The organism is Bacillus sp. 2CMS4F (assembly GCF_023161785.1).
Classification (GTDB): domain Bacteria; phylum Bacillota; class Bacilli; order Bacillales; family Bacillaceae; genus Bacillus; species Bacillus halotolerans.
Window position 1 is genome coordinate 1 of sequence record NZ_JALNTO010000007.1, and the last position, 25,064, is coordinate 25,064.

Here is a 25,064-nt window from a genome sequence, read left to right on the forward strand (position 1 = left end):
CTTTCTTTTATTTTATTACATGAGAATGGATATTTTAAGAAAAAATAAAGGCTGTCGAGATTTTCTCGACAGCCTGAAAGAGCCTCCGGCTCTTTTTTGTTTAATCAAATGCAGTTTTTTTATCCGGATGACGCTGAAAGTCAAAAAGCATGCTGAGCTGTGACTGTGTGTTTCGTTTTGGAGAAAGCGGAGGGAGCCTGTCTTCCGGAAAAAAAGCGGCATGGTTCGTCTCAATCCCGGTTTTCTGCTGCCCGCCCGTTATGCTGCATTCAATGAAGATCTTATAGTAATGATAAGGCTGAGGGGGGTGAGGATGCTTATGGCTGTCCAGCACGGCCAGTAATCGAGAAGGCACTGTATCGTAACCCGACTCTTCTTTGATTTCCTTGATCACATTTTCAGCGGGTGATAAACCAATTTCACAAAACCCGCCTGGGAGTGACCACAGCTCGTCATGCTTCTCCCGGACAAGCAATATGCGATTCTCTCGAAATACCGCGCCGCGAACATCCGCCTTCGGTGTCGGATAGCCTTTCTCGCCCTTCCATAAATCAGTGATGACTTCAATGTCCTTCTCCGAGTAATCCGCCATCATCTCTGCGCTGAGCTTCATCAGCTCTTCGTACCTTTCCCTGTCATAAACATCCTTGGAAAAAGCAAGCCCCGCCTGTGCGATCGCCTGAATCCGCTGGGCCCGTTCCAGCCATTTGGTTTGCATAATTGATCACCTCACTACCATTTTATACTATCAATCTCTTTTAAATTAAAAAAGCATGCTCCGATTTTCCGGTGACATGCTCAAAAGATACCTTAATTCAGTTTTACGAAATATGTAATATCCTCTGTTTCAAAATTTAAAAATGATGGACTATATGACAGATTAAGGTTTTTTTCTCCTTTTGGAATCACGAAACTGACTGTGCCTGTTACCTTTTTACCCGAGGCTAACTTTCCTGATTTAAGGCTTGTTTTCAGGTCAGCAGTAGATACTATGTTTGCTCTGATTGATTGATCTTTGCCATCTTTCAATTCAAAACCGCCACTCGTATAATTGAAAGACTTGTCGCTTGTATTTTCGATCGTTACCTCAGCTATTAAAAATTCTTGATTATTATTTATTGTTTTTTCTTTCTCCCCAATTTTTGTCTTATACTCGCCTTGTTCTGCCGTCGTATATACTTTATTGACCGAGAAATTTGTGCTGGAAGCTTTAAAAGTTTCGCCTACTTTATGCACCTTTTCATCCGTTTTGGTTTCTTTTTCCTCTGTTTTCTTTTCCGTTGCTGTTGCTTCTTTCTTTTCTGTCTTTTGCTCAGCTGACGCATCACTGGACTGGCTACATGCAGAAAGCGCAAATCCAATCGTTAGCACAAACAAAATGAATAATGCTTTTTTCATTGCTGTTCCTCCATCTAAAGTAATCGTTTTCTATTATAATCACGCTTTTCCTTTTCTTAACAGGGAACAAAGTAACAAATTACTCTATCATATCCATTCATAGTATAGGTCAGCCAATGACATAGATATTTATCCTTTACTGGAAAAAATACTGGACAGGCCGGTGATGGCTTATCATTTTCCAAAACAAAAGCTTCTTTGTCTTGTTTCTAATTTAGATATTTCCTCCCAGTTCTAAAGACTCATCTCATACAAAAACCCGAGCTGGCATTAGCCGGCTCGGGCGGGTGTCAATCTCGCTTATCCATTCCCCTTTTCTCTCGGGGTTCCTGATGATGTTTTTGATGTTCCGGAGGCTGAGTTGTGCGTTCCAGCTCCTTTGTATCTTGTCCCATTCCTTTTAAAAAGGAGAAGAGCAGCGTAACCGCTTTGTTGATTTCCGGGTCTTTAAGCGAACGGATGATATCAAAATAACCTGTTTTCTCTTCGCTGTTCTTCTGTTCTACCGCGTTCGCCACACCGGCATTCACTTTCAAAATGAGCGGCTCCAGCTGTTTGACATCCAGCATGCCGAGCGTTCCAAACAAGAGAAGCAGGTTTTTAAGCATATTGGCCATTTCCTCTGTATCTGCCTTTTTCACTAGGATGTCAAGGACTTTATCACCTTGGCCAAAAAGGCCGCGGAGCAAAGGCAGCACGCCCCGTTCGTTCATGTGCCCAAGCATATGCAGGGTCTCCAGAACGGCTTCTTTGTTGTCGACTAAGGCATCTTCGATTTCTTCCAAATCACGTTTGCGCTGATCTTCTTCGGTCACCTGTACTTTCTGAATGCGTTTAATCGCTTTAGCCATTGTGCCCAATCCCCCTTTTCACAGCATCGCCAGGGAAGATGTAATCCTTCCGCGCCCATTTTTTATGAACCTGCACACCGATTTGCGGCTGCGGATTTCCGTTGCGGTGATTGATTTTAGGCAGCGGATTGATTCCATCCTGCTTCAAAATTTCCATCTTCGCTGATGTTTCTTTGTACGCAGGCGTGTCGGTATCCTTGTCCGCGTGGCTGCCTGTTAACAGGTTGATCGCCGCTTCCCCAGAATCGTTCATTGGCAGATACACTTCCTTCCCTTTGACACGATCAGTGATCAGGCATTTCACCTTCACATTTCCAAAAGGCGACGTGAGTCTGACAAGGGTCCCGTTCTGGATCCCCCGTTCTGCCGCAAGCTCTGGAGAAATTTCTAAGAATACATGCGGCGTTTTTTCAGAAATGCCTTTTGATTTATACGTCAGGTTTCCTTCATGGAAATGCTCCAAGAGTCTGCCGTTATTTACATGGATGTCATATTCCTCACCGAACTCCTCAGGCTCAGTCCATTGAACCGGATAAAGAATCGCTTTGCCGTCCGGAAAAGGAAAGCGTTCTGTAAAGAGTAAAGGTGAATCCTTCCCATCAGCACTTACAGGCCATTGCAGGGAGTTGTAGCCCTCAAGACGTTCATAAGTTACTCCTGCATAAATTGGTGACAGCATTGCAGCTTCTTCCATAATGTCGGAAGGATGCTCATAATTCCAATTAGCCCCAAGCTTATTCGCTACCGCCATAATAATCTGCCAGTCCGGCTTTGATTCACCCATAGGTTCAAATACCTGGTATAAACGCTGAATACGGCGTTCAGTGTTTGTAAAGGTTCCTTCTTTTTCAAGGCTCGGGCTCGCAGGAAGAACAACATCTGCAAATTCTGCCGTCCGAGATAGGAAAATGTCCTGCACAACAAAGAAATCAAGTTTTTCATATGCTGCGTGTACATGATTGATATTAGAATCGACAAGGCCCATTTCTTCCCCTTTTACATACATCGCTTTCAGCTGGCCGGAATGGATTTTTTCAATCATTTCATGGTTGGTCATGCCCGGCTCCTTCGGCAGCTGCACACCCCAAGCTTGTTCGTATTTCTTGCGGACTTGTTCATCCTTCACTTTTTCATAGCCCGGCAGGCTGTCTGGCATGCTTCCGAAGTCACTTGCTCCCTGCACGTTGTTATGGCCGCGTAATGGATAAGAACCCGCACCCGGTTTTCCGTAGTTTCCTGTGACAAGCAGCAAATTTGAAATCGCAGTGCTTGTATCGCTGCCTCCAATGTGCTGTGTCACGCCCATGGCCCACAACGCGCACACACTGTCAGCCTCATGAATCATTTCAGCCATTTGAATCAGGGTTTGTTTATCAATTCCGGTTTTCTCCTCTGCATATTCAAGTGTGTACGGCGCAAGGCTTTTCACGTATTCATCCCGGCCGTTGACCCTTTCCTGCAAAAAGCGTTCATCGGCCTTGCCGTTTTCAATCAGATATTTGGCGATGGCATTCAGCCAGACGATATCTGATCCGGCACGCGGCTGAACAAATAGATCAGAACGCTCAGCCATTTCGTGTTTTCTGATATCAGCCACGATAACCTTCTGCCCTCTCAGCTTGTGAGCCCGTTTAATGCGGGTAGACAATACCGGATGCGACTCTGATGTGTTCGAACCGATAATTAAAACAAGATCTGCCTGGGCGATATCTGTAATCGATCCTGAGTCACCGCCGTATCCGACTGTCCGGAACAGGCCGGCAGAAGCCGGCGACTGGCAATAGCGCGAGCAGTTATCCACATTATTTGTGCCGATAACCCCTCTGGCCAGCTTTTGCATCAGGTAGGATTCTTCATTCGTACATTTAGACGACGTGATAAAAGCAAGTGAGTCAGGGCCACATTCTTCTTTCAATTCAGTGAACTTGCTTGCGATCAGTGTTAAGGCTTCCTCCCACTCTGCTTCCCGGAAATGGTCGCCTTCGCGGATGAGCGGTTTTGTCAGACGCTCCTCGCTGTTTACAAAATCCCAGCCGAACTTGCCTTTTACACAAGTGGAAATGCCATTGGCAGGCGCCTCCTCCTGCGGCTCCACTTTCAGAATATCTCTGCCTTTTGTCCAAACATCAAAACTGCAGCCGACACCGCAATAGGTGCAGACGGTTTTGGTTTTTTTGATTCGTTCATCACGCATGGCAGATTCCATGTCAGAAATGGCGAGAATCGAGCCGTATCCTGTCTCTACGCCTTTCGTAATCTCGATCATCGGGCGCAGTGATTCGTTATTGATGCCTGTTAAATATCCGGCTTCCCCTTCCATTCCTTTTTCCATCATCGCGTTGCACGGACATACGGTTGAGCAATGGCCGCAAGACACACATGACGACTCGTTAATCGGCACGTCATGATCCCAAATGACGCGCGGGCGTTCCCGCTCCCAGTCAATCGTCAGTGTTTCTGTCACCTGTACGTCTTGGCATGCTTCGACACAGCGGCCGCACAAAATACATTGATCAGGATCATACCGGTAAAATGGATGGGATTCATCCTTATGATAAGGCTTTTGATCAAACGGGATGCTTTGGTGATTGATTTTCATTTCCTTCACCGTATTATGTATTTCGCATCCTCCATTGTTGTAATCGCAAACTGTACAGTAAAGCTCATGATTATATAAGATTTTATCCATCCCGATGACCTGTGCCTTTTTCACGTCAGACGCAAGCGTATCAATGACATCGCCATCCTTTATTTCAGCTGAACACGATCTCTTCAGTTCACCATTGATGCTGACGATACACGTATCACATGTTTCTATCGGCCCAAGGCTCGGATGATAGCATACTTGCGGCACTTCGATTGAACTGTTATTCAAAAGCTGCAGCACCGTCTGGTCTCCGGCTGTCTCCATCTCAACGCCGTTTATGGTTACTTTTTTTGTGTCCGCCATCTCCATTCCCCTTTCTTGCGTTTATATACCGAATTACCCATTTCAGTTCCCTTACATGTGCTGATTAAAACATACAGAGCGCATACAAATGTTTTAATGGACGAACACCGGGAAACGTCATGATAGACAAAAAAGGGAGGGATAACCATGAAGAAAACCATTTCCGCATTAACAGCGGCAGCAGCACTGTCAGGCACTGTTTTTGGCTTGGGGACGGCAATTCCGGAAAAAGCTGCCGCTCAGACAAATCCGCCTGCTGAAGAAACAACCTCATCATCCGCTGAGCTTGTAAAAAATCTTTATAATACCGCTTTTACAGGTGAACTGCCGCAGCAGGTACAAGGTCTTACGATTAACAAAAGCACAAAAGGGGATGTCCATGCCAAGATGGGAGAACCGGAAAGACCGGCTGGAGGAAACAATATGTTTGATCTATACAGCTGGAATATGGGAAATCCCGGCTACGGCTTTTCCTATAACAAAGACATGACCATTTCAGAAATCCGTTACTTTGGAACCGGAGTAGAACGCCGTCTGAATCTTGGAGGGGTTACACCGGATGTGCTGAGCGATCAAATTGGCCCCGCCGACCGAATTTTAACCGTCCCATTCACGGATGAAATCGACTATATCTATGATACAGGCCGTTATGAGCTCCATTTCGTCGTTGGAAAAGACCAGACAGCCGACCATGTCAATCTAAGAGCAAGATAAAAGCACTTGCGGCTCAGCCGCTTTTTTTATGGACAAAGTGAGGATGGATTCCTTACAATACATGGGAGGAAAATACGAGAAGAGGTATCAATCATTAATGAGTAGGAAACGGTTCATATATGCGGCCTTTACAATCCTCATCATTGGGTTGGGACTGGGGTCAAGAGCATTCTCTAGTTTTCTCCCGGATATCGTCAATGCCTATCTCGGAGATGCACTGTGGGCCGCAATGATTTTTACGGGCTGCGGCTTTCTGTTTCAGACGATGAAAACCATCACAACAGGCATTATCAGCCTTTTATTTTGCGTTATTATCGAATGCAGCCAGCTGTACCATGCTGAGTGGATCGACCGGATCAGGGGCACTTCGCTCGGCGGCCTCGTGCTGGGGTACGGATTTTTATGGAGCGATATCATAGCTTATACGATGGGAATTGTCACCTGCACACTCATAGAGCTGATCCATCAAAACATCAAAAAGCGCCGCTGACGTGACGCTTTTTCTTATGTCGAGAACAGCCCGCATTGAGACAGAATCGTCTCTGTATCCAAGAGTGTGGCCTCCTTTATATCGACCCGGTGTTTATTCATAAAAGACTGAACAGCGTGATATCCAACCGCATATCCGGCAAAAGCAGATAATCCCGCCGGCTCGAAGCCTTGCGCTTTCGCTATTTGATCTCCAAACATGTAACGGCTCACCTCCGAAAAGCCTTTTACATCAATCACCTCTTTTATGACTTCAATGGAATATTGCAAATCGTCCCGATCAAAGCGAGTAACCCAAGGGCCTAATTGTTCTTCGCCAAAGAGCTCCCGCGCAAACGACTCAGCCAGCCCTTCAATGACAAGATAATCCCCGACCGACACAGAACCTCGCTGAAAATCAAAATACGAAAACCGCAGATTATGGTGAAATTCATGGGCAATCATCGATGAAATCCTCAGAAGGTTATAGCTGTTCGGATACATCCAAACGTGAATAAAGCCTGGAATTCCCCCAAACCCGCAATACCCTTTTTGCAGCTTCAGCTTGCTTGGATCAGCAATGTAAAGCCCGAACCTCATTTCTTCCGCATTTACTCGCAGCTTTTCACGCTCGGCAAAATGTATACACTGCTGCAGCGCAGATTCAGCAGTCTCGGCAATATGCAATTGCTGCAGTTTTCTTAATGCTTTCTGTCCGGTTTCAGCATCACACACATCCAAATAACCAAGCATCTTTACAGCCATGATTACATCATATCCATTCGGTGTCTTCGCTTTTAGGGGAACCTGTATGGCGCTCCACATTTTTTCAAACGGTCCCATCATCGTATACCGAAATTCGTCCGCTCTTTCGTGTTCTTCCATCGAAAACAGCTTTTCATATTGCTGAAAGGTCTGTTCTATTACGATATTCATCCTAATCCCTCCTTACAAAAAAATATACGGTATGCCGCAGCGTAGGGGTCAACAGAAAAAATTAAGCCTTTCTGCCCTATAAAATCGAAGCCGGCCGCCGATAGGTAAGGCATAGGAGGTGTAGCAATGGATATTCCTGCATTATCAGTTGCCATGCATCAAGCAAATCTGGCCCAAAATATTGATATCGCTTTAACGAAAAAGATGCTGGACACTGCCCAGCAAAATGCTGACCAAACCCTTAAGCTGATTCAGCATCCGACGCTCGGACAAAAAATTGACCTGAAAGCTTAGCTTCACACCCCAGGCGGCCAAGTACTCCATCCTCCCGGCCGCCTTTATTTTTCACAAAAAAGCATGCATGTTTTGGCCTTTCCTCCGTATGATTTATTGTTTGTCATTTTAAGGAGGTCAGGAAGAAATGAAAAGAATGGTTCAAAAGGTGTCTTTGGTGTTGTTCGCATTCTTATTTATTTTTGCCATAAAGGGAGCACCCGCTCATGCGGAAACACATGCCTACGATGGAAAAAGCCCTTATTACAATGATTGTGCGTCCAGCGCCACCACAAAAAAATCTTCTAACTTAGTGAACGCAAACAATCAAGTCATCGGAGTCGTCGAGCTCAAGTTCAGCAGTACATGCAAAACGGCATGGGCAAAAATAACGATGAACAACACCTTGACAACAGGCTATGAAGCAAACGCGGAAATAACCCGGAACACAGACAAAAAGAGATATAACTGTGACTCTGCGGGCGGCAATGGCAAAGCGGTGGCAGGCCAAAAATCTTGTTATACGCCTATGGTCTATGACTTAGACCCGAGAACCTCCTACGCTTTCGGTAAATATTCAGGCCCCAACCTGAATGTATGGGCAACCACAGGCTCTTATTAAAAAGAAAAAAGGCTGTCCAACGGGCATTTCCCGCGACAGCCTTTCCACATTTATTTCGCTTCCCTTTGTTTTTTTACCTCTTCCAGCTGAGTGACCGTCACCAATTGATAGCCTTGATCGGTCAGTCTTTTGATAATCTCATCGGCCGCATCAGCAGAAGTGCCGTAAATGTCATGAATTAAAATCGTCTTTCCGTCAGCCGCGTGGCTCATGACTCGGTTGACAATTGTATTTTTATTTCGGTCTTTCCAATCTTCCGGATCAATGTCCCATAACGCGACATCCATTTTCAGCTTGCTGCGCAGTTCATCATTAATGCCGCCATATGGAGGACGCACAAGCGTCGGACGATACCCGCTTATTTTTTCAATCATGTCCTGCGTGTCATTGATCTGCTTGACAGCCTCTTTCACTGAAAGCCTTGTGAGAAGCGGATGGCTCCATGAGTGGTTCCCCACTTCATTTCCTTCTTTCAGCATTCTTTTTAACGTTTCCGGATAATATTGAACCCTGCTGCCCAGCACAAAAAACGTTGCATGCCCTTCATATTTCTTCAAGGAGTCCAGAATCTGATTTGTTGTCGCAGGATTCGGGCCGTCGTCGAAAGTAAGCGCAATGACTTTTTTATTCGGATCAACTGTTTCTTCTTTGGGTAATGAAATGACTTCGTGCTTCGGTTTTTGTTCTTTGATTTTATTTTTGTTTTTCGCTTTATCAATATACTGTTCTTTCAATATATCTTTCAAAAGATATTTCTTAATCGCAATCGACTGCTCTCCAAGATAGCCCGCAGCGACTTGATATGTATCAAAATAAAACTCGATATAATCTTCCTTGACGGCAAAACGGCTGAAATTTTCTTTTGCCGGTGCAGTTCCTTCTTTTAACAATTCGTCGTCCGCTGCAATGTCCTTATTCTTTTTAAGCTCATGATAAGCGATCAGCGAAAGCTTTTGTAAATAATCAGAGTCCTTTTTGAAAATATCATCAATAGAAAGAAAGGCTTCCTTGCTAAAATCAAAGTTAAATGTTTTTTTTACGGTTTGTCCATGCGCGCCGCCTATGTATTTATATTCATTAAAGACCACTGCCGCTGTCTGCTTGGCATAATGAACAATTTCATAATCGATGTTGAGTTCATTGCGCTTTTTTGTATGCTCCTGGTCAGCATCTTTCGTTTCCTTCTGAAATTGGCTAACCTCTTTCTCTGCGAAACTCTTTAATGCCGCATCCATTTTTTTATTTTTAAAGACAGGGTAGTTGACCGCGTAATTGAAGGTTTTCCCGTCATTCACAAGCGTTGCGATCTCCACATCTCCATACTGAGAATCGGTTTTCACCTGATTCATGACCGTTTCTTTTTTTGATGTATTATGGCAAAAGCCAATAAGCCCTGCCGCACAAACAACTGCTAATAATACTTGAAACCATTTGATTCTTCTCGCCAACAACACAAACTCCTTCTTTCGTAATCACTTCGATTTATATCCCATCAAAAGATTCAGATGATGTTCTTTATGCTCATTCGTACTCAATTAGAAATATTTTTGTAACATTAAAGTAACATTTATTTCACTTTTGTAATAATAGGAGATTTAGAAGTTCTTGTCAATCCCTTTCTGAGGATTTACTCAATTAAAAAAACAATTTGATCGATGGACATACACCCATTTCCCATATCAGGAATAAGGTAAACAGAATAAAAAATGCTAGGGAGGTAACCCCCTTGGAATTTCCTGTTAATTACGATCAGTTTGAGCAAGTTTCACCTTTTGATGAAAGACAGCCATATTACTACCCGCGTCCGCGCCCTAGACCGCCATTTTATCCGCCTTATTATTACCCAAGACCGTTTTATCCGTTTTATCCGCGTCCGCCTTACTACTACCCTCGCCCTCCTTACTACCCTTGGTACGGGTACGGCGGCGGGTACGGCGGCGGATATGGAGGATACAACAGATAGCAGGCGGTGTTTACCGAAAATGGGGGCAGTCCAGCTCCCCTTTTTTTGTATAAAAATTGACAATATCATGACAAATACAGGAAATAATTGTGATCTAGCTGGCCTCTTGGTACGATAACAAAAGCATGCAGTTTTGGAGGAGGCGTCTATTTTTGGAGAATTCAAGAGTTTCTGCTCCGATTTCTGAAACAAAATACATAAAAGCCTCGAACCGGGTATCCGTTTACGATTTTATAAAGCTTGCAAAACCCGGCATTATCATATCAAACTCGATAGCAGCCTTCGGCGGATTTTGGATCGCATTTGTGAGCTCAGAAATACCATTAACAGGACTCGCTTTTTTTATGACAATGATAACGGCAATGCTTGGAACCGCGTTCGTCATGGCCTCCGGCACTGTCTACAACAACTATTTTGATCGGCATATGGATGCAAAAATGGAACGCACCCGCAGCAGGGCCTCAGTCACAGGAAAAATGCCGCCGGCTTTGATCTTAACGTATGGCTCTGTTTTAGGAATATCAGGTCTTGCCATGCTGTATTTCCTCAACCCTTTAACTGCAATTCTCGGACTGGCCGCCTTTATTTTTTATGCCATCATCTATACAGTATGGGTGAAACGGGCCTCGGTATGGAGCACGTTTGTCGGAAGCTTTCCGGGAGCTGCTCCGCCGCTGATGGGTTATTGTGCCATCACAGGAGAAATCAATGTAACCGCCGTCATGTTATATGCCATTATGTTTCTGTGGCAGCCCCCGCATTTTTGGGCTATTGGGATAAGACGCAAAGAGGAATATCGGGCGGCTGGTGTCCCGCTCTTGCCTGTTGTAAAAGGAAATCATGTAACGAAAGTAAAAATGATTCAATATATTGCTGTCCTGGTGCCGGTCACGCTATTATTTCCTTTTTCTCTCGGCACCGGCCATATAAGCCCATTTTATTTTTTAACTGCCTTGGTTCTCGGAGGTATATGGATCAAAAAAAGCATGCAAGGATTCAAAACAGACGATGACGTAAAGTGGGCAAAGGATATGTTTGTCTACTCACTCATTTATTTTTGCTTGCTGTTTTTTGTCATGATGATTGATTCATTTGTAATGTTATTAATCTGATGATTTTATGCAAAAAGAGCCACACATTAATGTGACTCTTTTTTGTTTGGAAAAACAGTCTCTAATAGAAATGTCAGGATAATAAACACAGCCGCACAAATCAAAAATCGGACGATTTCAGTCAAAATCCAGCTATGGGCAATACTCATATCATCGGTTTCCTGGAGGGCTGCACATATTGAAAAAATAGTGAGTATGTATTTTAGGATTTCTTTGTTCATGGACACCATCACTTTCTGGATATGATCACCAATATCCAAAATAACACATAGCTGAGAGCGGCAAAAGCCGAAAGAGCAAAAAAGTACCAGCCCAGTCTGAACTAAAGCTCCAATGAAATACATACTGGCTCTCCATTCTAAGATATGAAATATTACAGATTAAGATCCTTTCCATTGTCAGCTATCCCAATCCGGAATAAAGAAAAAATTGTCCAACCACCTACATGATGATAATATATGATCTGCTTTTCTCATGTTCATTGATTTGGAGGCGTACGATGAAAGGGATTGTTTTAGTTGTTCAGCTTGGATTTTCATTCATGGCTTTTCTGTTTTTAGCCGCTGTCAATTGGTATCAAGGAAGCGAGCTTGTTTCAGATCAATTCGATTGGAATTACACAGCCAAATTTTCAAAGCTCCTTAAAGGCATTGACACCATCACCAGCCCCAAACAAATTTCACAGCTGGATTTTTTCATATACTCTGCGAAACACTATCCGGTCATAAGTATACTGATGATCTGTTCGTTTTTATATGTGTTAGTATCACTTTTTTTGCTGATTCGCGATTGCCACACGGCTCGGTAAAGAATATGTCATTACCACATGCCCCATTGAAATACCATAAAAGGAGCACCGTTATGATCCTCCCCCTTTTTTTTCTTTAATCGCCAGTTCATCTAGAGGATATGACAAGGCGTAGCTCGCTCCGCGCACTTGATTGCTAAGCATTCCACGATTAGTGCGCGATTTACATCTTCTCTATATTCGTATGGTCAATCAGAACTGCGTTTATATGATCCGAATTTGAATGTTCTTGCCTCATTGGTTATTTTCGGTTTCACCTTTTGTTTTTCCATCTTTCGGAACTTTTCTCTCGCTCTTTCGTATAACCTTACAGGAGGTATCACATGATGAAAGAGTATGAATTCGTTAGAGTCGAACTTAGTACCATGAGAAGAAGACCCAAAGAAGACTACCAACAAATCATTCGTGACTATGCTCAAAAAGGATGGAAGTTTATTCAGGTTTTCGCCCCTAGTATAGACGGGTATGGAGCAGCTGCTTATTTTGAAATGATATTTGAAAGAGATGTGGAAGATGCTTAGTCTTTATGGCTAAGCATTTTTACCATTGAGTAACTTATATTTATAAATGACAAATCATAAAAAGCTTACAATTAGTAAGCTTTTTTGACCCTTCATGACAAAGAAAGACTCTAGTTTTTTCAATCGTGCTTCAAACTTCGCTTTCGTTTTCGCTCGATAAAGTCCATGCATCAGTTCGATGCTTAATCATTTACTTTCCCAGTATACACATAGATCACCTGTCTTAGAAATTCAGCTAATCCCTCACCATGTTGATCGTAATATCGTTTAAAGCGCTCATCTGATACATACATCTCTCCTAGACCTGCATGAGCTTCTTTGCTGTAGTCGCTCCAATGATAAAGAAGCCATTTTTTGTGCAATTTCGCCGCTTTCAAGGCATCTTCACTTTTTGGATCTCCTTCTTCAAATGCTTTTTTAAGTTTTTCAAACATTTCTTTTTCTGTAGCGGTCAGCTCTTCATATTGCTCCTTTGTCATATTCAATACTTTTTGGTTAGTTTCTTCCACCGCTTCTTCTCCATACTTTTGGCGTATTTCCGCTCCGTATTTCCTCTCGTTTTCTTCCACAAGCTCTTTTTTAAATCCTATAAATTTCTCTTCATTTCTCATCTTCTCGTTTCTCTCCTCTGCATGAATTGTTTTCTCTACATTTTGTATAAGACTATCGATCCGGGCTCTTTCTTCTAGAAGCTCTGCATGATGATCCTTTAATGCTTTATGACGATTAAAAGATGGGGAAAAGATTAATTTTTTTATCTCCTCTAATTGGAAACCTAACTCTCGATAAAATAAAATGTGCTGTAATTCGTTGATTTCTTTTTCCCCATAAATTCGGTATCCTGATGAATTAATCCGTGCTGGCTTTAAAAGGTTAATCTCATCATAATACCTAAGCGTTCTTGTGCTGACTCCCGCTAATTTGGCTAACTTCTGAATGGTATATTCCATTTCTTCTCCCTCCTTATACATTAACCGTACACTTTGACGTAACGTGAATGTCAAAGCTTTTTTTTAAAAAAAGATCTCCTTGAATTTTCAAGGAGATGATTTATCTGCAACATGTCATATACCGAAACTTATTTGATGGCTCTATTAAGAAGTTCTTTTAAAAGTTGATTGAACTCCTCCTGTTGTTTTATATTTTTGCGGCCATTTCGATTAATTGCTGCTAGTTCACAGACAATTCCAGCCGAAATGAAAAACAATAAACCTTCAAGCATATAGCATCCTCCAACGTTTAAGAGATAGTCAACTGTGTTTGTTCATTTTCTAAAGACTGCTTATCATTTTTATCTTCCTTACGCTGAAAAATGTTATTTAGAATAAGCGCTGTCATGACAAGCAGTGTTCCTGCTACATCAAAAGTGGTTATTTTAGATCCTTGTATCATCATGATTAACAATGTAGTAATGGGAACAAAGTTAATAAATAAAATCCCGTTAATGGGTGATAAAATTTTAACACCATAGTTCCAGCTAAGGAGAGCTACGATACCTGGTAAAGTAATCATAAATAATAAGTCATACTTAATTTCAGCAATCACATTTATACTAGGTATGGACACGTATCCTTGAGCGGTGAGCGCAGCTGTTAGAATACCTGTTACAGCTGTACCGAATAAACACGTCAATGTTGAATAGCGAAGTGTAGACCATTCTTGAAATAGCTGTCCCCCCATTGTATAGATTACCCATCCCACAACACCCATTAAAATAAAGGTTAGCGAAAACAGGTTATCTCTCAATGTATAAAAGAAACCCATATCGCCTTTGGTAATAACGAATGCGGCTCCAAGAAAAGCAATTATAATAGATATAATCTTATATTTTTTCGGTTTCACATGTTTATATCCCCACAGGATAAAAATAGAAATGATTGGCATAAGTGCCTCTGCAATAGACGCAGTCATGATTCCAGACTTCCCCATCAACCTTTGGCCCCAAAAAATAAAAACGTTGTATACAGTAAACGCCATTACACCAAAAAAAATGAGCAATTTTGCTTTACCCTCTAAACGAAATGATTTCTTCCCCTCCCTTACCAATAATAAAATCACTAAGATAACTGCTACCACGCCATATCGAATAGATGAAAAATATAATGGATCAACAAATGCTAATGCATGATCTGCAACTGGAAACATTGCGCCCCACGACATACTTGCTACTAAACATGTGAGGACACCAATGAATAATTGACCGTTTTTCATTGCCATTCCCCTCCTTTTCTTGTATTGACAATGAGAATTATAAAAAGAAGGATGACATCATGTAAAATGAATAAAAATGATGAAAAACATCATTTATAATGATATTTTAAATGAAGGAGGGATACTAAATGGAACTGCGAGACTTACAAATTTTCCAAAGCGTTGCCCATCACAAAAGTATTACCAGCGCTGCAAAGGAATTAAGCTATGTACAATCCAATGTAACAGCACGTATTAAGCAATTAGAAAACGAACTCAAAACACCTCTTTTCAATCGGCATAAAAAAGGGGTCACATTAAATCCCGAGGGCCGAAAAATGCTTGAATACGTTAACAAAATCTTGAAAGATGTTGAAGAGCTAAAACAAGTCTTTCTTGATAGTGATATCCCCTCTGGAATATTAAAAATCGGTACAGTGGAAACAGTGAGGATACTGCCGACCATCTTAGCCTCCTATTATAAAAAGTATCCAAACGTGGATTTATCATTGCAGGCTGGTTTAACGGAGGAGCTTATTGAGAAGGTAACCAACCACGAATTAGACGGGGCTTTTATATCAGGGCCAATTAAGCATTCATTTCTCGAACAATATGATGTCTATACTGAAAAACTTACTCTAGTAACGGCAAATAAAACGTTTCAAATAGAGGATTTTATGACGACGCCGATCCTTGTGTCTAATCAAGGATGCGGATATCGTTCCAGACTGGAACATTGGCTCAAAGATGAAGGTTTACTGCCAAAAAGAATTTTGGAGTTTAACATTCTAGAGACCATTTTAAATAGTGTTGCACTTGGTCTTGGAATCACAGTCGTACCCGAATCTGCCATAACACATCTTTCAGCCGCAGGTAAGGTTTATTGTCACCCGCTGCCTGAGAAATATAGCATGATCTCAACCATCTTTATTCGGCACAAAGACGCTTACATGACAAATTCGATGCGCAGCCTGCTGATGACGATTAGTGAGCATCAAAGGATGAGTATGTCTTAAGGAAGTCTGCTACTGCTTTGTTCTCACCGCCAAACTTATGCATATTCCTGTTAGCTGCAAATAGCTTTTCATAATTAAGAGCAGGCACCATCTCTGCTCCCCCTTTACTCCTTATCATCCGTTTATTTGGACCCAGACGGTTTCTTACTATTTGAAATCATACTGATTTCTTGATCGTTTTTTTCTGTTATCAAGTTCATGAATTTTTTTGGTGCGGCACATATTACGGATACGTTATATAGAGAGAAAATAATGAATATGCATTGTGACAAACTTGTTATAGAGAGGACAATTAATTCTCGATTCATGGTAAATGAACATAAAAAGAATCACATGTATGGATATCAAATAGAAGAGAGGCTAAAGAGATGGTTCTCCTTGAAACGGATCGGTTACTATTAAAAACGATTGATGTTAACCTTCTAGACGCTGCATCTAAACTGGATCATCAGGCTATTATAGACCTGGGTTATAAAACAAATGGGGAATGGCCAAACTCCGATTTTTTTGAAGCAATTCCTTATTTCCGCGAGATTTTAATCAAAAATAAAGGAACAAGAGGATTTGATTCATGGATCATTTTAAAGAAGGATGATTATGAAATTGTCGGAGGAACTGGGTTTTTAGGCGACCCTGATACGGATGGCATGGTTGAAATCGGTTTTGCAACAAATAAAAGTCACCGCCGTAAAGGTTATTGTTTTGAGGCTGCTCAAAAGTTAATCAACTGGGCATTAAGCGAAGAGAATGTTAACTGTATTGCGGCAAGATGTGAACATGGCAATATGGGATCACAGCATATTTTGAAGAAGTTAGGGTTTAAACTGGACCGTGAAGAAAAAGACTTTATCCATTGGAGATACGCTAAAGTGTAAAACATATCCTTCACTTATAAGAAAGCAGGCTCTATGCCTGCTTTTTCAAGCTATTTTCCTCTATGCTTTTTTTTAGCTTTTTGCTTTCTGATGAGATACTTTTGTTCTTTTCTTTTTTCTCTTTGTTCTTTCGTTATATGTTTTTTCTTTTGCTTCTTCGCTTCCAACTCTTGTTTCATCGCATCCTGTGCCTTTAAGGATGCTCCGGCACGTTTCAATTCCTTCGAAACCTGACGTTGCAATCTTTTCGGATTTATCTTTTTCTGATCTTGGGCCTTTACACTAACTCCTTCCTGCTCAGACTGGGACAGAGTCTTTAAGAGTTGTCTATTAACAAAATCTAATACTTCAGAATCCTTCGGCTCTTTTCCAAACAAATGCTGAGAGGCCTTTAGTTTTCCGTTTTTCACAACCTCAATAACTCCTACCCAAAACTGACCATTGTAGTAAATCGTTAATTTCATAACGATTCCCCCCTCTTTTAAATGATGAAAGAATGATGGACATCCCGAGGAGGGGAAGGTTACTGACATGATAAAAATGCATTCGGACTACCAACCGAATCGTGTTTTTTCATTCTTCTGCTTAAATTTTATCAATTTTTCCCTTTAGAGAAAAGATATTAAAGAATAAGTCATGCATCAGCTTGAACCTTTTTTCTCTATTCAAAATCAAGGAATCCAAAGAAGACTGAAAAAGATTAAATAGTTGCATTCTCTTCTTTTAATAGAATAATTTCCTTTTGTTTCGCAAAAGCCGGCAGCTGTCAGGCGTTCACATAAAGCGTGGATACCACTATTTACATACCCCTTTATGAAAACAGCCTCTGCCAACCAGTTTCATCTTTGTACGAAAAACGGAACTAACTCAAGTTCATTCGAGTCAGCTCCGCTTGATTATTAGTCCAAGTTTTGGTCGATGGTTCCCTCAAAATAGTCATCACTGACTTGTTCATGCGTTTCAGCCAAACCCTGTTCCAATTGTGTGGTTCCTTTGTAATCTGACGGTTCAAAATATCTTCCTGCGACATCCATATTTTCGTTTGCTTCTTCTTTGTTATTGGTTTGCTCGTTCTTACCTAATGTCTCTGACTTAGGATCGCCATTTTGATTAAAATTAAAGTCCTTGTCGATTTCAGAAAATCTTTTATAATCATCAGGTCTGTCTGCTCCATTTTTTTGAGTCACATCATCCACTCCCATTCCTTATCAATCAATATGACAGGCCAAAAACAATTGGCCCAGATCTTGATATCAGGCTTTCCATTGAAACAAAACTTATTTGGTCCTCTTTGAACCTGTGCCATGTTTTTTAGGGTCATCTGCTTTGAATGCTGTTTCAGTCTCATGATCATTTCTTATTTGTTCAATACTTGAATTTTGAATCCCTTTTTTAGTCATGCTTTCACCTCTTTTCTGAAAACATTGGAATATCAGCTTCCCCCTTATTCTGTCTTTTGAGCAGGCATTCATTCACCCCTTTTGACCAATAACAAAAAAACTCTTAAGAGTGACCATTCGTCATTAGTTCTGTATCTGCCAAAGCATAATTTATCTTTCAGTCAACACAATAAGTTTAAAGAATGTAATATGCCAGAAACTGTTCCGTTTACTGTAAGAAAAACACTTTTTGTTAGAGGATCAGCCAGCATGAAAACAAGTCTAGAATTATGTATTAAGCCTAATTGCTGATGTGACTGCCGTTGGATCAGATACATTCATGCCTAGTCCAATCTGGTGTTTTTTCATTGAATCGGAAAAGCAGATTAGATTGAAAAAAGCCCTTCTCTCTGAGAAAGGCTAAGTAATGGTAATGACATTTACACAATCGGTTCATACGTTAAACCCCGCCATATTAATGAAGGCGGCGGGTGTATTCGCAAAGGGTGCAGCCGGTTTCTTTACATTTGCTGCTTATTTGATTACGAAATCACCGTATTCTGCTGAATGGATATTGATCGGTCCGTTCAGATTGTAGTTATTCGACTTGGCGATAGAGCGAAGCACGTCCACACGGGCAACCGATTCTCTCCACTCATCACGAGTGTCCGGATCTGCTGGATTCATCAGGTCGTCATAACGCACGTCCAGAAATTTATTTAACCATTTCTTCTCATCTATTCCGTCTTTAGGTGAGCCGCCTGCCTTTTTGTTCGTGCGTTTGATCAAGGCATAAAAAGAGTCAGGGTCATCACCATCGCCATGCTGAATAACTGTATCGTACATCACAGCTTTTGCCAGTGCCGTTTTCAATCCGGCATTCTCTGATCGTTTCATGGCAGGCTGATAATACAAGCGATCATTTACCTTGTCTTGGGCGGCACGGAAATCTTTATCATATCCAAGCGAACGCCAGGCAGAAGCAAATCCCTTGAGGTTGCTTATGTCATCGCTTTCTTCTTCGGCCAGACGGCGCAATTCAGGAAGATACTTTTTCAGTTTGTTATTCGGTACTGCCTTTGTGTATACTTCAACTACTTCCAATGCATCCCCGGTAGCCGTTGTAAAGCCTGCCCGGCCGCATGTATAGCCTCTTCCATCACCCAAGGGTTCCACATATCCGTATTGGATTTCCGTCGTACCGTTTTCAAAGATACTGGTCAGCTGTTCCGCCCGGCGCTTTTGATCCTTGTTCAGTCCGGCCGCAAAAACCGTATCACTCATCATCAGGGTAAAAAACATGGTAAAAATAAATGATGAAATCGCTGCCTTCTTCCAGAAACCTGCTTTTTTCTCCAAACTGATTTTCATTCTATTACCCCTTTCTACATATTGTAATTACGGACTCAGTATACATGAAGGGGCTGCCCTTTTGTTGAAAATACATCGATTTGTCAATATTTTGAATCTTAATTACTACTCTTAATGGTAATAGATTGCGGCTTGAACCTTATCCTCTCATTTAAAAGACAGACATCATTTTCACCACAGAGAGATTCTTGAGAGAAAAGGCTTTCCGACAAGGACTTCACTTGTTATCATTCGTTCCAATTTTAAAAGTAATCATTGCCAATCAGCTATCGGAGAAACTGTAACGAATAGGAATTCATGTAAGTCAAAAAAAAGAATCCTTCTTTGTAAGGACTCTTCCCAATACCAAGATGTTTTTATTTAAACCATGCTTTCTTTAAATTGCTGGTAAAGTTATTATCATTAAAAGGAACATTTGCTTTACCGAAATCTGTTGTATGTAATGCATTCCTTGCGGCAGGAGTTAAATCATCCCATCCGATTAACGGTTGAGTTCCGCCTACTACATCATCGCTCATAAGTAATTCATGGTTCAGCGGCCAAGTGCTGTCATATGCAATCAAAGGATGATGATCTCTCATGTTGCTTCCACTTGGTGCTGCATTTGTGAATTTTCCGTGTCCGGAATATGCAATGGATAAAACTTTTGGATGTTGATTTGCTGGATTATCAATCCATACAACGATTCCTTCCCAGTCATGTCTGTGACCTAATTTTGGAGAGGCTTCATCTTTTGGAAAATACCAGGAATACATAATTGCCCAAACACCATTGTACCAAGCAGAACGCGAATATACTTGTCCAGTATTTTTGCTGCAATGTCCTTCAGGCGCTCCAGTAGGCTCTAAACCTCCACTTGTATTGCCTTGTGCATCGACTGCAGGAAAAGGCACGCACCCGCTATAAACCTTCAAATATGGCTGAAAACGTTTCGCCGCTTTTTGAGTAACAGTGGCAGGCGCTACCTCTTTAAAGCCGACAACCTTGTCATGATCGATTACTGCTGCATTCGCTGTTGAAACAATGCTGACAGAAGCGAAAACGGATAAAAAGAGAGCCAAGAAAAATTTGTTCATGATTCCAACTCCTTTTGACAATATAGACAATTATTAGTTATCAAAAATTCGAGTTGAAATCAATGTCATTTTTACAAACTTCACACATTTTGTTTCTAAAGTATTATTTGAATTTTTCTTATGTTTTAAATTCGGTAAAAAGTATTCATTTCAAAAACGTGTCACAAACACACAATAAGCCCCATCCACTAAGGACAGAGCTTTTTGTCATTTTAGAGCCTTTCAAGCACGTTTTTCGTCTGTAGCACCGCCAGCAGAAAGCATCAGAAAAGAATACTAAAACTTCTCTGCACGAAGAGTCGGTTCTTCTGCAAACAATGTGATGTGCTGTTTCCTTACTCATCTTTTTTATCTTTATCGGCATCTTCATTATCCTCAACCGGATCTTCAGGATCATTCTCATTATCTTTTTCATCATCTTTATTGATCGTATCGTCCTCATCAACACCCGGCGCATTGTTACCGTTATTATCCTGATCGTTCTCCTCAACATCTGGAGTGTTGTCTTGATCATTATTATTTTGATCATTATTACAGCCCATTAATATAAAAGTGGATAGACATAACGCAGTTATTATTTGCAACCATTTTTTACTCATTTCCACCCTCCTCTCTTCTTTTTAATCCATATAAGTTTGTCCATTAAGTTCACTTTGATTCGTTCCATTCTAAATGTCTTCTTGATCAGCATATTAATTCAATCCTTTGCGAAAACTATAAACAAAGGTGCTTAGAAAGTGGTTAAGAAGAAAAAGGAATAACTATTCAATATGCAGTTAACCATGTTAAACCAAATAATGTAAGATCATTCATGCCGATATCCTGCAGCACAAAATTCTTTAAAAGTTGTTCTCTATCTTGAATATGTAGTTACCTTATGAGTTCTTCAGGCTATAAAAAACACCCCAATCGCTAAACTCATTGTCTAACAATTGGGGCGCAATTTACGATTCATTTATAATCTTAGGATTTGCTCCATATTGATTCTCTATTGTTTCACTATCTTGGCAGTTAAAGATCAGCACAATAATAGGACCGACCACCGGAATAAAGCCTATAAATATCCACCAGCCACTTTTGCCGATATCATGCAATCTGCGGATACTGAGAGCAAGAGACGGAAGAAAAACAGCTAACTGATAAAGAAAGATCAGAATATATGCCAGTAATCCCCCGCCATATCCAATTACATATCCTACTTGAGAACCGGCATATCCTTCTGCCGCCAATGGGCCTGATGTTAATAATCCAACTAGTATTAATGATAGCAGTAATAAAATAAAACAAATGATGCCATTAAAGAGATGAAACATCCAATATTCCTTTCGCCGAGCTCTCCCTTCAAAATTGACATAGTTCTTTAAGCCATTCCAATACCATTTCATATCATTTCCTCCGTTACCAACACTGTAAATTACTGAAAAACATATCCATTATATCATAAAAATGATTAAAAATAGCGAGGGCTATAAAACTAGTCAATGGCAAAAAGACCTTATTATCAAAGAACTTTCTATACAAAAAATGAAGGCAGTCTTTAAAACAAAAATGGACAAGCTGATTGTCCTCACTCCTTTAGTTCCATTCTTAGTCAACTGACAACAAAACAGGAATTAACGAAATACGCCAACATACACTTTGTATGAATGTAAACGAAGGAGTGGTTACTTTGTATCAGTACTTTTATGTTCCTGTGTTAATTCCTCACTTAACACCTGCTCATCACACGCAAAGAAATCAAGACTTTCCAGAAAGACAGCGAAGAAGAGAAATAACATTGAATGTAGATGGCTTTATACCGCCATCTTCTACCGAGGATCTCGGAGACGGCTTTTATTCTTACGCATGGACTAACCAACAGGTCATAGATCCCGGTGAATACCTTGTTTGTTATCTTGAAGGAAGAGATATAAAGGTAATAAATGGCGGGTTTAATCCACGTGATTATGCTCCAATGTATGCAATAGGCAGTTTTCCGAGGAGAAGAAACCAGTGGGTGATTACGATTCATAATCCTCTTCAAACCCAAAGAGCCCTATCACTTTATCTCATTGCGAAAAGATAACACAAAACAAAAACGGCAGGAACGCCTTTATCAGCGTTTCCTGCCGTTTTTTCGTGTATGATTCCGCCTAGGTTCGAACCAGTGGCCTCTCCCCTGTCAAGGTAGGGACTATATGCCGATACGAACTGACGTTTTATTTTAAAAACCATATTTTATAGGGTTTTCTAACAAGAATTTCTGATAAAAAACCTTTTGTTTTGACTAAAAAGTTTGTCCCCTATTCGTCCCCATCTATTCCCAAATGGCATTACAACATACTTCGTCTATTCACTGTGATCGAATCCTTTCACCTAACTTATATTTGGTTATCAGAAATAGCCCTATTAATAAATTATTAGTGAATTTGGCCATACCATATCATATAAACTTCATATATTAATATTGATTAAAATAATAGGAGGGCTTAAATTGGGTTATTATAAAAAATATAAAGAAGAGTGTTACACTTGGAAAAAAACTTATTACAAAAAGTATTATGACCACGATAAGAAGCATTATGATTGCGACAAAAAGTATTATGACTGCGATAAGAAGCATTATGATTGCGACAATAAGTATTATGATTTTGATCATGACAAGAAGTATGATGATGATCACGATTACCATTACGATAAAAAGTATTATGATGACGATGATCATTATTATGATTTTGTTGAATCGTATAAAAAACATCACTAAATCTCTTAAATATCTATAAAAGTTTCTTATATTTAATACGCTTTATATCAAGTGATGTGAAAATAGAAAAGCTCCCTATTGTGTGGGAGCTTTTCTTAGAAAATTGAGATTTTATGTTCCTATCCAGGTTGAACTTTTCAATGATTTTGACCCTAAAAAGGGACAGGATCAATGAATCTCTAAGCCAAAAAATCAAGTTTGCCCTTTTATTTCAAAGCCTATTGAATTGTACATCTGATGACTTCTGAATGAAAATGATGATTGTTGGCAGAGTTGGACAACAATCCGCCAACACTTTACTACTTAATTACAGGTGGTTGATTCTTAGCCATTGAATGTCTCTTTTTTAAGGAACCTTTTACTCATTCACATTGCTTTTCATTAACCATTCTACTTCCGTTAATTCTTGTTTTTGAACGTCTTTTGTGTGTTTTTTCGTGAAATGTTCTTTAACAGCTTCTTCGTTTTCCCAAATCTCCCAAAGCATTATTTTGCGTTCTGATGGTTCAAGCGGATATGCATGGAATGTAATACACCCTTCTTCTTTGTTTGTTTCTTCCTCAAGTTTTTTAAATTCCTTCATTATTTCATTAAGGTCTTTATCACTGATGATTTTTAAGCATGCCGTTATGTAATGCATCGAAATTCCTCCTCACATCATTTTATGACTTTTCATTATAACATTTTCTTGAAAAATGTAGATGTCATTTATAAATCATTAAACGACATCGATAGCCTTTTAGACCAATTTTCTATAAATTCTAAAGCAAGCTAAAGGGTCGATATCAGACGATATGGTCCTTATTTATGTTTATTCCGAACATTTTTAATCTAAATAGAGGGACTTTTCAAAAAATAATCTATTAGAGGGGTCCTTAGTGGTATAAAAATAAAATATATGTAAATAAAAGGAGGTATTTGATTGTCTGTTTCGGATTTAATCCCATATCATTATGTAACTACAGACATTAATCATTGGTATGTTGTAATAAAGCAGGGACGAGTTGAGAAAGCAAAAGAAATGAAAAGAAAAGTTGAAAAAGAATTCGATATGATGGAGAAAAATGAAAAGGTTGCAGTCTATCTTCAGCTATTAAAGCTACGGCACGAAATAATGCTGTCGTATCTCGAACCTGACTCTGTTAAAAATATAGATGGTGTTTATTCTGATCTTAAAAAGACAAGGGAGAATATGGCCCCTGAATCCCTTACGAATATAATAGAGTTCTATTATCATTTTTTTACCGGTATGTATCATTTCAGAACAAGAGATTTAGTTATTGCCTTAACATATTATCGCGAAGCCGAAAAATATCTTGATTTATTAGATGAAAACGCAAATACAGATAAGGCCGAGTTCTATTTTAAAGTATCAGAGGTCTATTACTATATGAAAGAGACTCATTTCTCAATGAATTATGCTCAGCGAGCATATTCTATATTTAAAGAGCAAAAAGATGCTCAGGGTAACCTTACATATGGCAAAGAAATGGTCCAATGTCAGTTTGTTGTTTTTGGGAACTGGCTAGATAAAATGTGTTATGAGGATGCTTTAGAAACAGCTGAAAAAGCCTTAAATGATGCTATAAAAATAGGGGAGCAACATTTAATTGGTTCAGCTCATTTTAACGTAGGATTATGTTATAATAACCTTGAATAACTTGACAATACTGAGAAACATTTTCAAATTTCCTATGAAATTCATAAGGATCGAAAACACATTTATGAGTCCAAAGCGATTTTTAATCTTGCATATGTCAAAGCAAAGAAAAATGATTTAAAGACTGCAGTAGAATTA

The 25,064-nt window shown here is 40.2% G+C and carries 31 protein-coding genes; 13 read left to right on the forward strand and 18 right to left on the reverse strand.

What is annotated here, in order from left to right; translation table 11 throughout:
- Positions 1 to 100: 100 nt before the first annotated feature.
- The 4 genes from MTN95_RS11600 to fdhF form a co-directional block, all read right to left on the reverse strand.
- On the reverse strand, positions 101 to 718 hold the full coding sequence (locus tag MTN95_RS11600) for an NUDIX hydrolase (RefSeq protein ID WP_248338223.1): 618 nt from the start codon (positions 716 to 718) through the stop codon (positions 101 to 103).
- 92 nt (positions 719 to 810) lie between these two features.
- Positions 811 to 1,398 (reverse strand): DUF4352 domain-containing protein, encoded by a 588-nt coding sequence (locus MTN95_RS11605; RefSeq protein WP_248338225.1) that lies wholly within the window; start codon positions 1,396 to 1,398, stop codon positions 811 to 813.
- A 290-nt stretch (positions 1,399 to 1,688) separates the two neighbouring features.
- A complete protein-coding gene (locus tag MTN95_RS11610; RefSeq protein ID WP_105953684.1) occupies positions 1,689 to 2,249 on the reverse strand; it encodes a helical membrane plugin domain-containing protein in 561 nt (186 codons plus the stop codon).
- The gene (gene fdhF / locus MTN95_RS11615) at positions 2,242 to 5,199 is read right to left on the reverse strand and encodes a formate dehydrogenase subunit alpha (protein WP_248338227.1); all 2,958 of its coding nucleotides are present in this window, start codon (positions 5,197 to 5,199) and stop codon (positions 2,242 to 2,244) included. Before fdhF ends, MTN95_RS11610 begins: the two co-directional genes overlap by 8 nt.
- A gap of 147 nt (positions 5,200 to 5,346) precedes the next feature.
- Between fdhF and MTN95_RS11620 the strand changes: the two genes are divergently transcribed.
- Together MTN95_RS11620 and MTN95_RS11625 are read left to right on the forward strand one after the other, a co-directional pair.
- Complete coding sequence (locus tag MTN95_RS11620; RefSeq protein ID WP_105953686.1) at positions 5,347 to 5,913, forward strand: YjgB family protein; 567 nt, start codon at positions 5,347 to 5,349, stop codon at positions 5,911 to 5,913.
- 97 nt (positions 5,914 to 6,010) lie between these two features.
- Positions 6,011 to 6,403, forward strand: a complete 393-nt coding sequence (locus MTN95_RS11625; protein ID WP_202852852.1) for a ribosomal maturation YjgA family protein — start codon at positions 6,011 to 6,013, stop codon at positions 6,401 to 6,403.
- A 14-nt stretch (positions 6,404 to 6,417) separates the two neighbouring features.
- On the opposite strand, the gene MTN95_RS11630 is transcribed toward MTN95_RS11625, so the two are convergent.
- Positions 6,418 to 7,317 carry a DUF2268 domain-containing putative Zn-dependent protease gene (locus tag MTN95_RS11630; RefSeq protein ID WP_105953688.1) on the reverse strand — a complete coding sequence of 300 codons (900 nt, stop codon included), beginning with the start codon at positions 7,315 to 7,317 and terminating at the stop codon, positions 6,418 to 6,420.
- Between the two features lie 126 nt (positions 7,318 to 7,443).
- On the opposite strand from MTN95_RS11630, the gene MTN95_RS11635 reads away from it, so the two are divergent.
- Together MTN95_RS11635 and MTN95_RS11640 are read left to right on the forward strand one after the other, a co-directional pair.
- Entirely contained in the window at positions 7,444 to 7,611 is a 168-nt protein-coding gene (locus tag MTN95_RS11635; RefSeq protein ID WP_248338229.1) for a YjfB family protein, read from the forward strand.
- Between the two features lie 127 nt (positions 7,612 to 7,738).
- Positions 7,739 to 8,212, forward strand: a complete 474-nt coding sequence (locus MTN95_RS11640) for a YjfA family protein (RefSeq protein ID WP_248338231.1) — start codon at positions 7,739 to 7,741, stop codon at positions 8,210 to 8,212.
- A 50-nt stretch (positions 8,213 to 8,262) separates the two neighbouring features.
- Here the strand turns inward: MTN95_RS11640 and MTN95_RS11645 are convergent, their stop codons facing one another.
- Positions 8,263 to 9,663: a polysaccharide deacetylase family protein gene (locus MTN95_RS11645; RefSeq protein ID WP_248338233.1), complete on the reverse strand. Its 1,401-nt coding sequence runs from the start codon at positions 9,661 to 9,663 to the stop codon at positions 8,263 to 8,265.
- A gap of 275 nt (positions 9,664 to 9,938) precedes the next feature.
- Between MTN95_RS11645 and MTN95_RS11650 the strand changes: the two genes are divergently transcribed.
- Together MTN95_RS11650 and cyoE are read left to right on the forward strand one after the other, a co-directional pair.
- Positions 9,939 to 10,175 carry a hypothetical protein gene (locus tag MTN95_RS11650; protein ID WP_024121014.1) on the forward strand — a complete coding sequence of 79 codons (237 nt, stop codon included), beginning with the start codon at positions 9,939 to 9,941 and terminating at the stop codon, positions 10,173 to 10,175.
- Between the two features lie 125 nt (positions 10,176 to 10,300).
- On the forward strand, positions 10,301 to 11,287 hold the full coding sequence (gene cyoE, locus MTN95_RS11655; RefSeq protein WP_248338235.1) for a heme o synthase: 987 nt from the start codon (positions 10,301 to 10,303) through the stop codon (positions 11,285 to 11,287).
- Positions 11,288 to 11,313: 26 nt separating this feature from the next.
- Here the strand turns inward: cyoE and MTN95_RS21560 are convergent, their stop codons facing one another.
- Positions 11,314 to 11,436 (reverse strand): hypothetical protein, encoded by a 123-nt coding sequence (locus MTN95_RS21560; RefSeq protein WP_255238331.1) that lies wholly within the window; start codon positions 11,434 to 11,436, stop codon positions 11,314 to 11,316.
- 350 nt (positions 11,437 to 11,786) lie between these two features.
- On the opposite strand from MTN95_RS21560, the gene MTN95_RS11660 reads away from it, so the two are divergent.
- Entirely contained in the window at positions 11,787 to 12,095 is a 309-nt protein-coding gene (locus MTN95_RS11660) for a YjdJ family protein (protein WP_248338237.1), read from the forward strand.
- Positions 12,096 to 12,421: 326 nt separating this feature from the next.
- On the forward strand, positions 12,422 to 12,616 hold the full coding sequence (locus MTN95_RS11665; protein ID WP_105953807.1) for a DUF4177 domain-containing protein: 195 nt from the start codon (positions 12,422 to 12,424) through the stop codon (positions 12,614 to 12,616).
- A gap of 182 nt (positions 12,617 to 12,798) precedes the next feature.
- Here MTN95_RS11665 and MTN95_RS11670 read toward each other — a convergent pair whose 3' ends face one another.
- The 3 genes from MTN95_RS11670 to MTN95_RS11680 all read right to left on the reverse strand — a co-directional run bounded on the left by MTN95_RS11670 (position 12,799) and on the right by MTN95_RS11680 (position 14,827).
- Positions 12,799 to 13,566, reverse strand: coding sequence for a MerR family transcriptional regulator (locus tag MTN95_RS11670; RefSeq protein ID WP_227598245.1), 768 nt, complete (start codon positions 13,564 to 13,566; stop codon positions 12,799 to 12,801).
- A gap of 128 nt (positions 13,567 to 13,694) precedes the next feature.
- Positions 13,695 to 13,838, reverse strand: coding sequence for a YrzO family protein (locus MTN95_RS11675; RefSeq protein ID WP_202852856.1), 144 nt, complete (start codon positions 13,836 to 13,838; stop codon positions 13,695 to 13,697).
- A 17-nt stretch (positions 13,839 to 13,855) separates the two neighbouring features.
- On the reverse strand, positions 13,856 to 14,827 hold the full coding sequence (locus MTN95_RS11680) for a DMT family transporter (RefSeq protein ID WP_248338239.1): 972 nt from the start codon (positions 14,825 to 14,827) through the stop codon (positions 13,856 to 13,858).
- A gap of 128 nt (positions 14,828 to 14,955) precedes the next feature.
- Here MTN95_RS11680 and MTN95_RS11685 point away from each other — a divergent pair, with 128 nt between their 5' ends.
- Together MTN95_RS11685 and MTN95_RS11690 are read left to right on the forward strand one after the other, a co-directional pair.
- Positions 14,956 to 15,822: a LysR family transcriptional regulator gene (locus MTN95_RS11685; protein WP_105953696.1), complete on the forward strand. Its 867-nt coding sequence runs from the start codon at positions 14,956 to 14,958 to the stop codon at positions 15,820 to 15,822.
- Between the two features lie 368 nt (positions 15,823 to 16,190).
- Entirely contained in the window at positions 16,191 to 16,697 is a 507-nt protein-coding gene (locus tag MTN95_RS11690; RefSeq protein WP_105990618.1) for a GNAT family N-acetyltransferase, read from the forward strand.
- Positions 16,698 to 16,747: 50 nt separating this feature from the next.
- Here the strand turns inward: MTN95_RS11690 and MTN95_RS11695 are convergent, their stop codons facing one another.
- The 7 genes from MTN95_RS11695 to MTN95_RS11725 all read right to left on the reverse strand — a co-directional run bounded on the left by MTN95_RS11695 (position 16,748) and on the right by MTN95_RS11725 (position 21,908).
- Positions 16,748 to 17,161, reverse strand: a complete 414-nt coding sequence (locus MTN95_RS11695) for a YjdF family protein (protein ID WP_248338241.1) — start codon at positions 17,159 to 17,161, stop codon at positions 16,748 to 16,750.
- A gap of 435 nt (positions 17,162 to 17,596) precedes the next feature.
- A complete protein-coding gene (locus MTN95_RS11700) occupies positions 17,597 to 17,884 on the reverse strand; it encodes a YozQ family protein (protein WP_248338243.1) in 288 nt (95 codons plus the stop codon).
- Between the two features lie 90 nt (positions 17,885 to 17,974).
- The gene (locus MTN95_RS11705) at positions 17,975 to 18,097 is read right to left on the reverse strand and encodes a hypothetical protein (RefSeq protein ID WP_059292995.1); all 123 of its coding nucleotides are present in this window, start codon (positions 18,095 to 18,097) and stop codon (positions 17,975 to 17,977) included.
- 513 nt (positions 18,098 to 18,610) lie between these two features.
- A complete protein-coding gene (csn, locus tag MTN95_RS11710; protein WP_202852859.1) occupies positions 18,611 to 19,447 on the reverse strand; it encodes a chitosanase in 837 nt (278 codons plus the stop codon).
- A gap of 356 nt (positions 19,448 to 19,803) precedes the next feature.
- Complete coding sequence (locus MTN95_RS11715) at positions 19,804 to 20,523, reverse strand: NPP1 family protein (RefSeq protein WP_248338245.1); 720 nt, start codon at positions 20,521 to 20,523, stop codon at positions 19,804 to 19,806.
- A 335-nt stretch (positions 20,524 to 20,858) separates the two neighbouring features.
- Entirely contained in the window at positions 20,859 to 21,122 is a 264-nt protein-coding gene (locus MTN95_RS11720) for a hypothetical protein (protein WP_202852861.1), read from the reverse strand.
- A gap of 345 nt (positions 21,123 to 21,467) precedes the next feature.
- On the reverse strand, positions 21,468 to 21,908 hold the full coding sequence (locus MTN95_RS11725; protein WP_248338247.1) for a DUF805 domain-containing protein: 441 nt from the start codon (positions 21,906 to 21,908) through the stop codon (positions 21,468 to 21,470).
- 284 nt (positions 21,909 to 22,192) lie between these two features.
- Here MTN95_RS11725 and MTN95_RS11730 point away from each other — a divergent pair, with 284 nt between their 5' ends.
- Together MTN95_RS11730 and cotU are read left to right on the forward strand one after the other, a co-directional pair.
- Positions 22,193 to 22,588 carry a hypothetical protein gene (locus tag MTN95_RS11730; protein ID WP_202852863.1) on the forward strand — a complete coding sequence of 132 codons (396 nt, stop codon included), beginning with the start codon at positions 22,193 to 22,195 and terminating at the stop codon, positions 22,586 to 22,588.
- Positions 22,589 to 22,996: 408 nt separating this feature from the next.
- Positions 22,997 to 23,266 (forward strand): spore coat protein CotU, encoded by a 270-nt coding sequence (cotU, locus tag MTN95_RS11735; protein WP_202853970.1) that lies wholly within the window; start codon positions 22,997 to 22,999, stop codon positions 23,264 to 23,266.
- 358 nt (positions 23,267 to 23,624) lie between these two features.
- Here cotU and MTN95_RS11740 read toward each other — a convergent pair whose 3' ends face one another.
- Entirely contained in the window at positions 23,625 to 23,906 is a 282-nt protein-coding gene (locus tag MTN95_RS11740) for a putative quinol monooxygenase (protein WP_101860791.1), read from the reverse strand.
- Positions 23,907 to 24,188: 282 nt separating this feature from the next.
- On the opposite strand from MTN95_RS11740, the gene MTN95_RS11745 reads away from it, so the two are divergent.
- On the forward strand, positions 24,189 to 24,926 hold the full coding sequence (locus tag MTN95_RS11745; RefSeq protein ID WP_242521291.1) for a response regulator aspartate phosphatase: 738 nt from the start codon (positions 24,189 to 24,191) through the stop codon (positions 24,924 to 24,926).
- Positions 24,927 to 25,064: the final 138 nt, after the last annotated feature.

Bases quoted from the DNA above. Each gene is read 5' to 3' on its own strand.
- MTN95_RS11695 (WP_248338241.1), bottom strand. From the start codon at position 17,161: ATGAAATTAACGATTTACTACAATGGTCAGTTTTGGGTAGGAGTTATT.
- MTN95_RS11605 (WP_248338225.1), bottom strand. From the start codon at position 1,398: ATGAAAAAAGCATTATTCATTTTGTTTGTGCTAACGATTGGATTTGCG.
- MTN95_RS11685 (WP_105953696.1), top strand. From the start codon at position 14,956: ATGGAACTGCGAGACTTACAAATTTTCCAAAGCGTTGCCCATCACAAA.
- MTN95_RS11670 (WP_227598245.1), bottom strand. From the start codon at position 13,566: ATGGAATATACCATTCAGAAGTTAGCCAAATTAGCGGGAGTCAGCACA.
- MTN95_RS11635 (WP_248338229.1), top strand. From the start codon at position 7,444: ATGGATATTCCTGCATTATCAGTTGCCATGCATCAAGCAAATCTGGCC.
- MTN95_RS11715 (WP_248338245.1), bottom strand. From the start codon at position 20,523: ATGAACAAATTTTTCTTGGCTCTCTTTTTATCCGTTTTCGCTTCTGTC.
- MTN95_RS11720 (WP_202852861.1), bottom strand. From the start codon at position 21,122: ATGAGTAAAAAATGGTTGCAAATAATAACTGCGTTATGTCTATCCACT.
- MTN95_RS21560 (WP_255238331.1), bottom strand. From the start codon at position 11,436: ATGAGTATTGCCCATAGCTGGATTTTGACTGAAATCGTCCGATTTTTG.
- csn (WP_202852859.1), bottom strand. From the start codon at position 19,447: ATGAAAATCAGTTTGGAGAAAAAAGCAGGTTTCTGGAAGAAGGCAGCG.
- MTN95_RS11705 (WP_059292995.1), bottom strand. From the start codon at position 18,097: ATGACTAAAAAAGGGATTCAAAATTCAAGTATTGAACAAATAAGAAAT.
- MTN95_RS11665 (WP_105953807.1), top strand. From the start codon at position 12,422: ATGAAAGAGTATGAATTCGTTAGAGTCGAACTTAGTACCATGAGAAGA.
- MTN95_RS11660 (WP_248338237.1), top strand. From the start codon at position 11,787: ATGAAAGGGATTGTTTTAGTTGTTCAGCTTGGATTTTCATTCATGGCT.
- MTN95_RS11675 (WP_202852856.1), bottom strand. From the start codon at position 13,838: ATGCTTGAAGGTTTATTGTTTTTCATTTCGGCTGGAATTGTCTGTGAA.
- MTN95_RS11740 (WP_101860791.1), bottom strand. From the start codon at position 23,906: ATGCATTACATAACGGCATGCTTAAAAATCATCAGTGATAAAGACCTT.
- MTN95_RS11630 (WP_105953688.1), bottom strand. From the start codon at position 7,317: ATGAATATCGTAATAGAACAGACCTTTCAGCAATATGAAAAGCTGTTT.
- fdhF (WP_248338227.1), bottom strand. From the start codon at position 5,199: ATGGCGGACACAAAAAAAGTAACCATAAACGGCGTTGAGATGGAGACA.
- MTN95_RS11625 (WP_202852852.1), top strand. From the start codon at position 6,011: ATGAGTAGGAAACGGTTCATATATGCGGCCTTTACAATCCTCATCATT.
- MTN95_RS11620 (WP_105953686.1), top strand. From the start codon at position 5,347: ATGAAGAAAACCATTTCCGCATTAACAGCGGCAGCAGCACTGTCAGGC.
- cyoE (WP_248338235.1), top strand. From the start codon at position 10,301: ATGCAGTTTTGGAGGAGGCGTCTATTTTTGGAGAATTCAAGAGTTTCT.
- MTN95_RS11600 (WP_248338223.1), bottom strand. From the start codon at position 718: ATGCAAACCAAATGGCTGGAACGGGCCCAGCGGATTCAGGCGATCGCA.
- MTN95_RS11725 (WP_248338247.1), bottom strand. From the start codon at position 21,908: ATGAAATGGTATTGGAATGGCTTAAAGAACTATGTCAATTTTGAAGGG.
- MTN95_RS11690 (WP_105990618.1), top strand. From the start codon at position 16,191: ATGGTTCTCCTTGAAACGGATCGGTTACTATTAAAAACGATTGATGTT.
- MTN95_RS11640 (WP_248338231.1), top strand. From the start codon at position 7,739: ATGAAAAGAATGGTTCAAAAGGTGTCTTTGGTGTTGTTCGCATTCTTA.
- MTN95_RS11680 (WP_248338239.1), bottom strand. From the start codon at position 14,827: ATGAAAAACGGTCAATTATTCATTGGTGTCCTCACATGTTTAGTAGCA.
- MTN95_RS11610 (WP_105953684.1), bottom strand. From the start codon at position 2,249: ATGGCTAAAGCGATTAAACGCATTCAGAAAGTACAGGTGACCGAAGAA.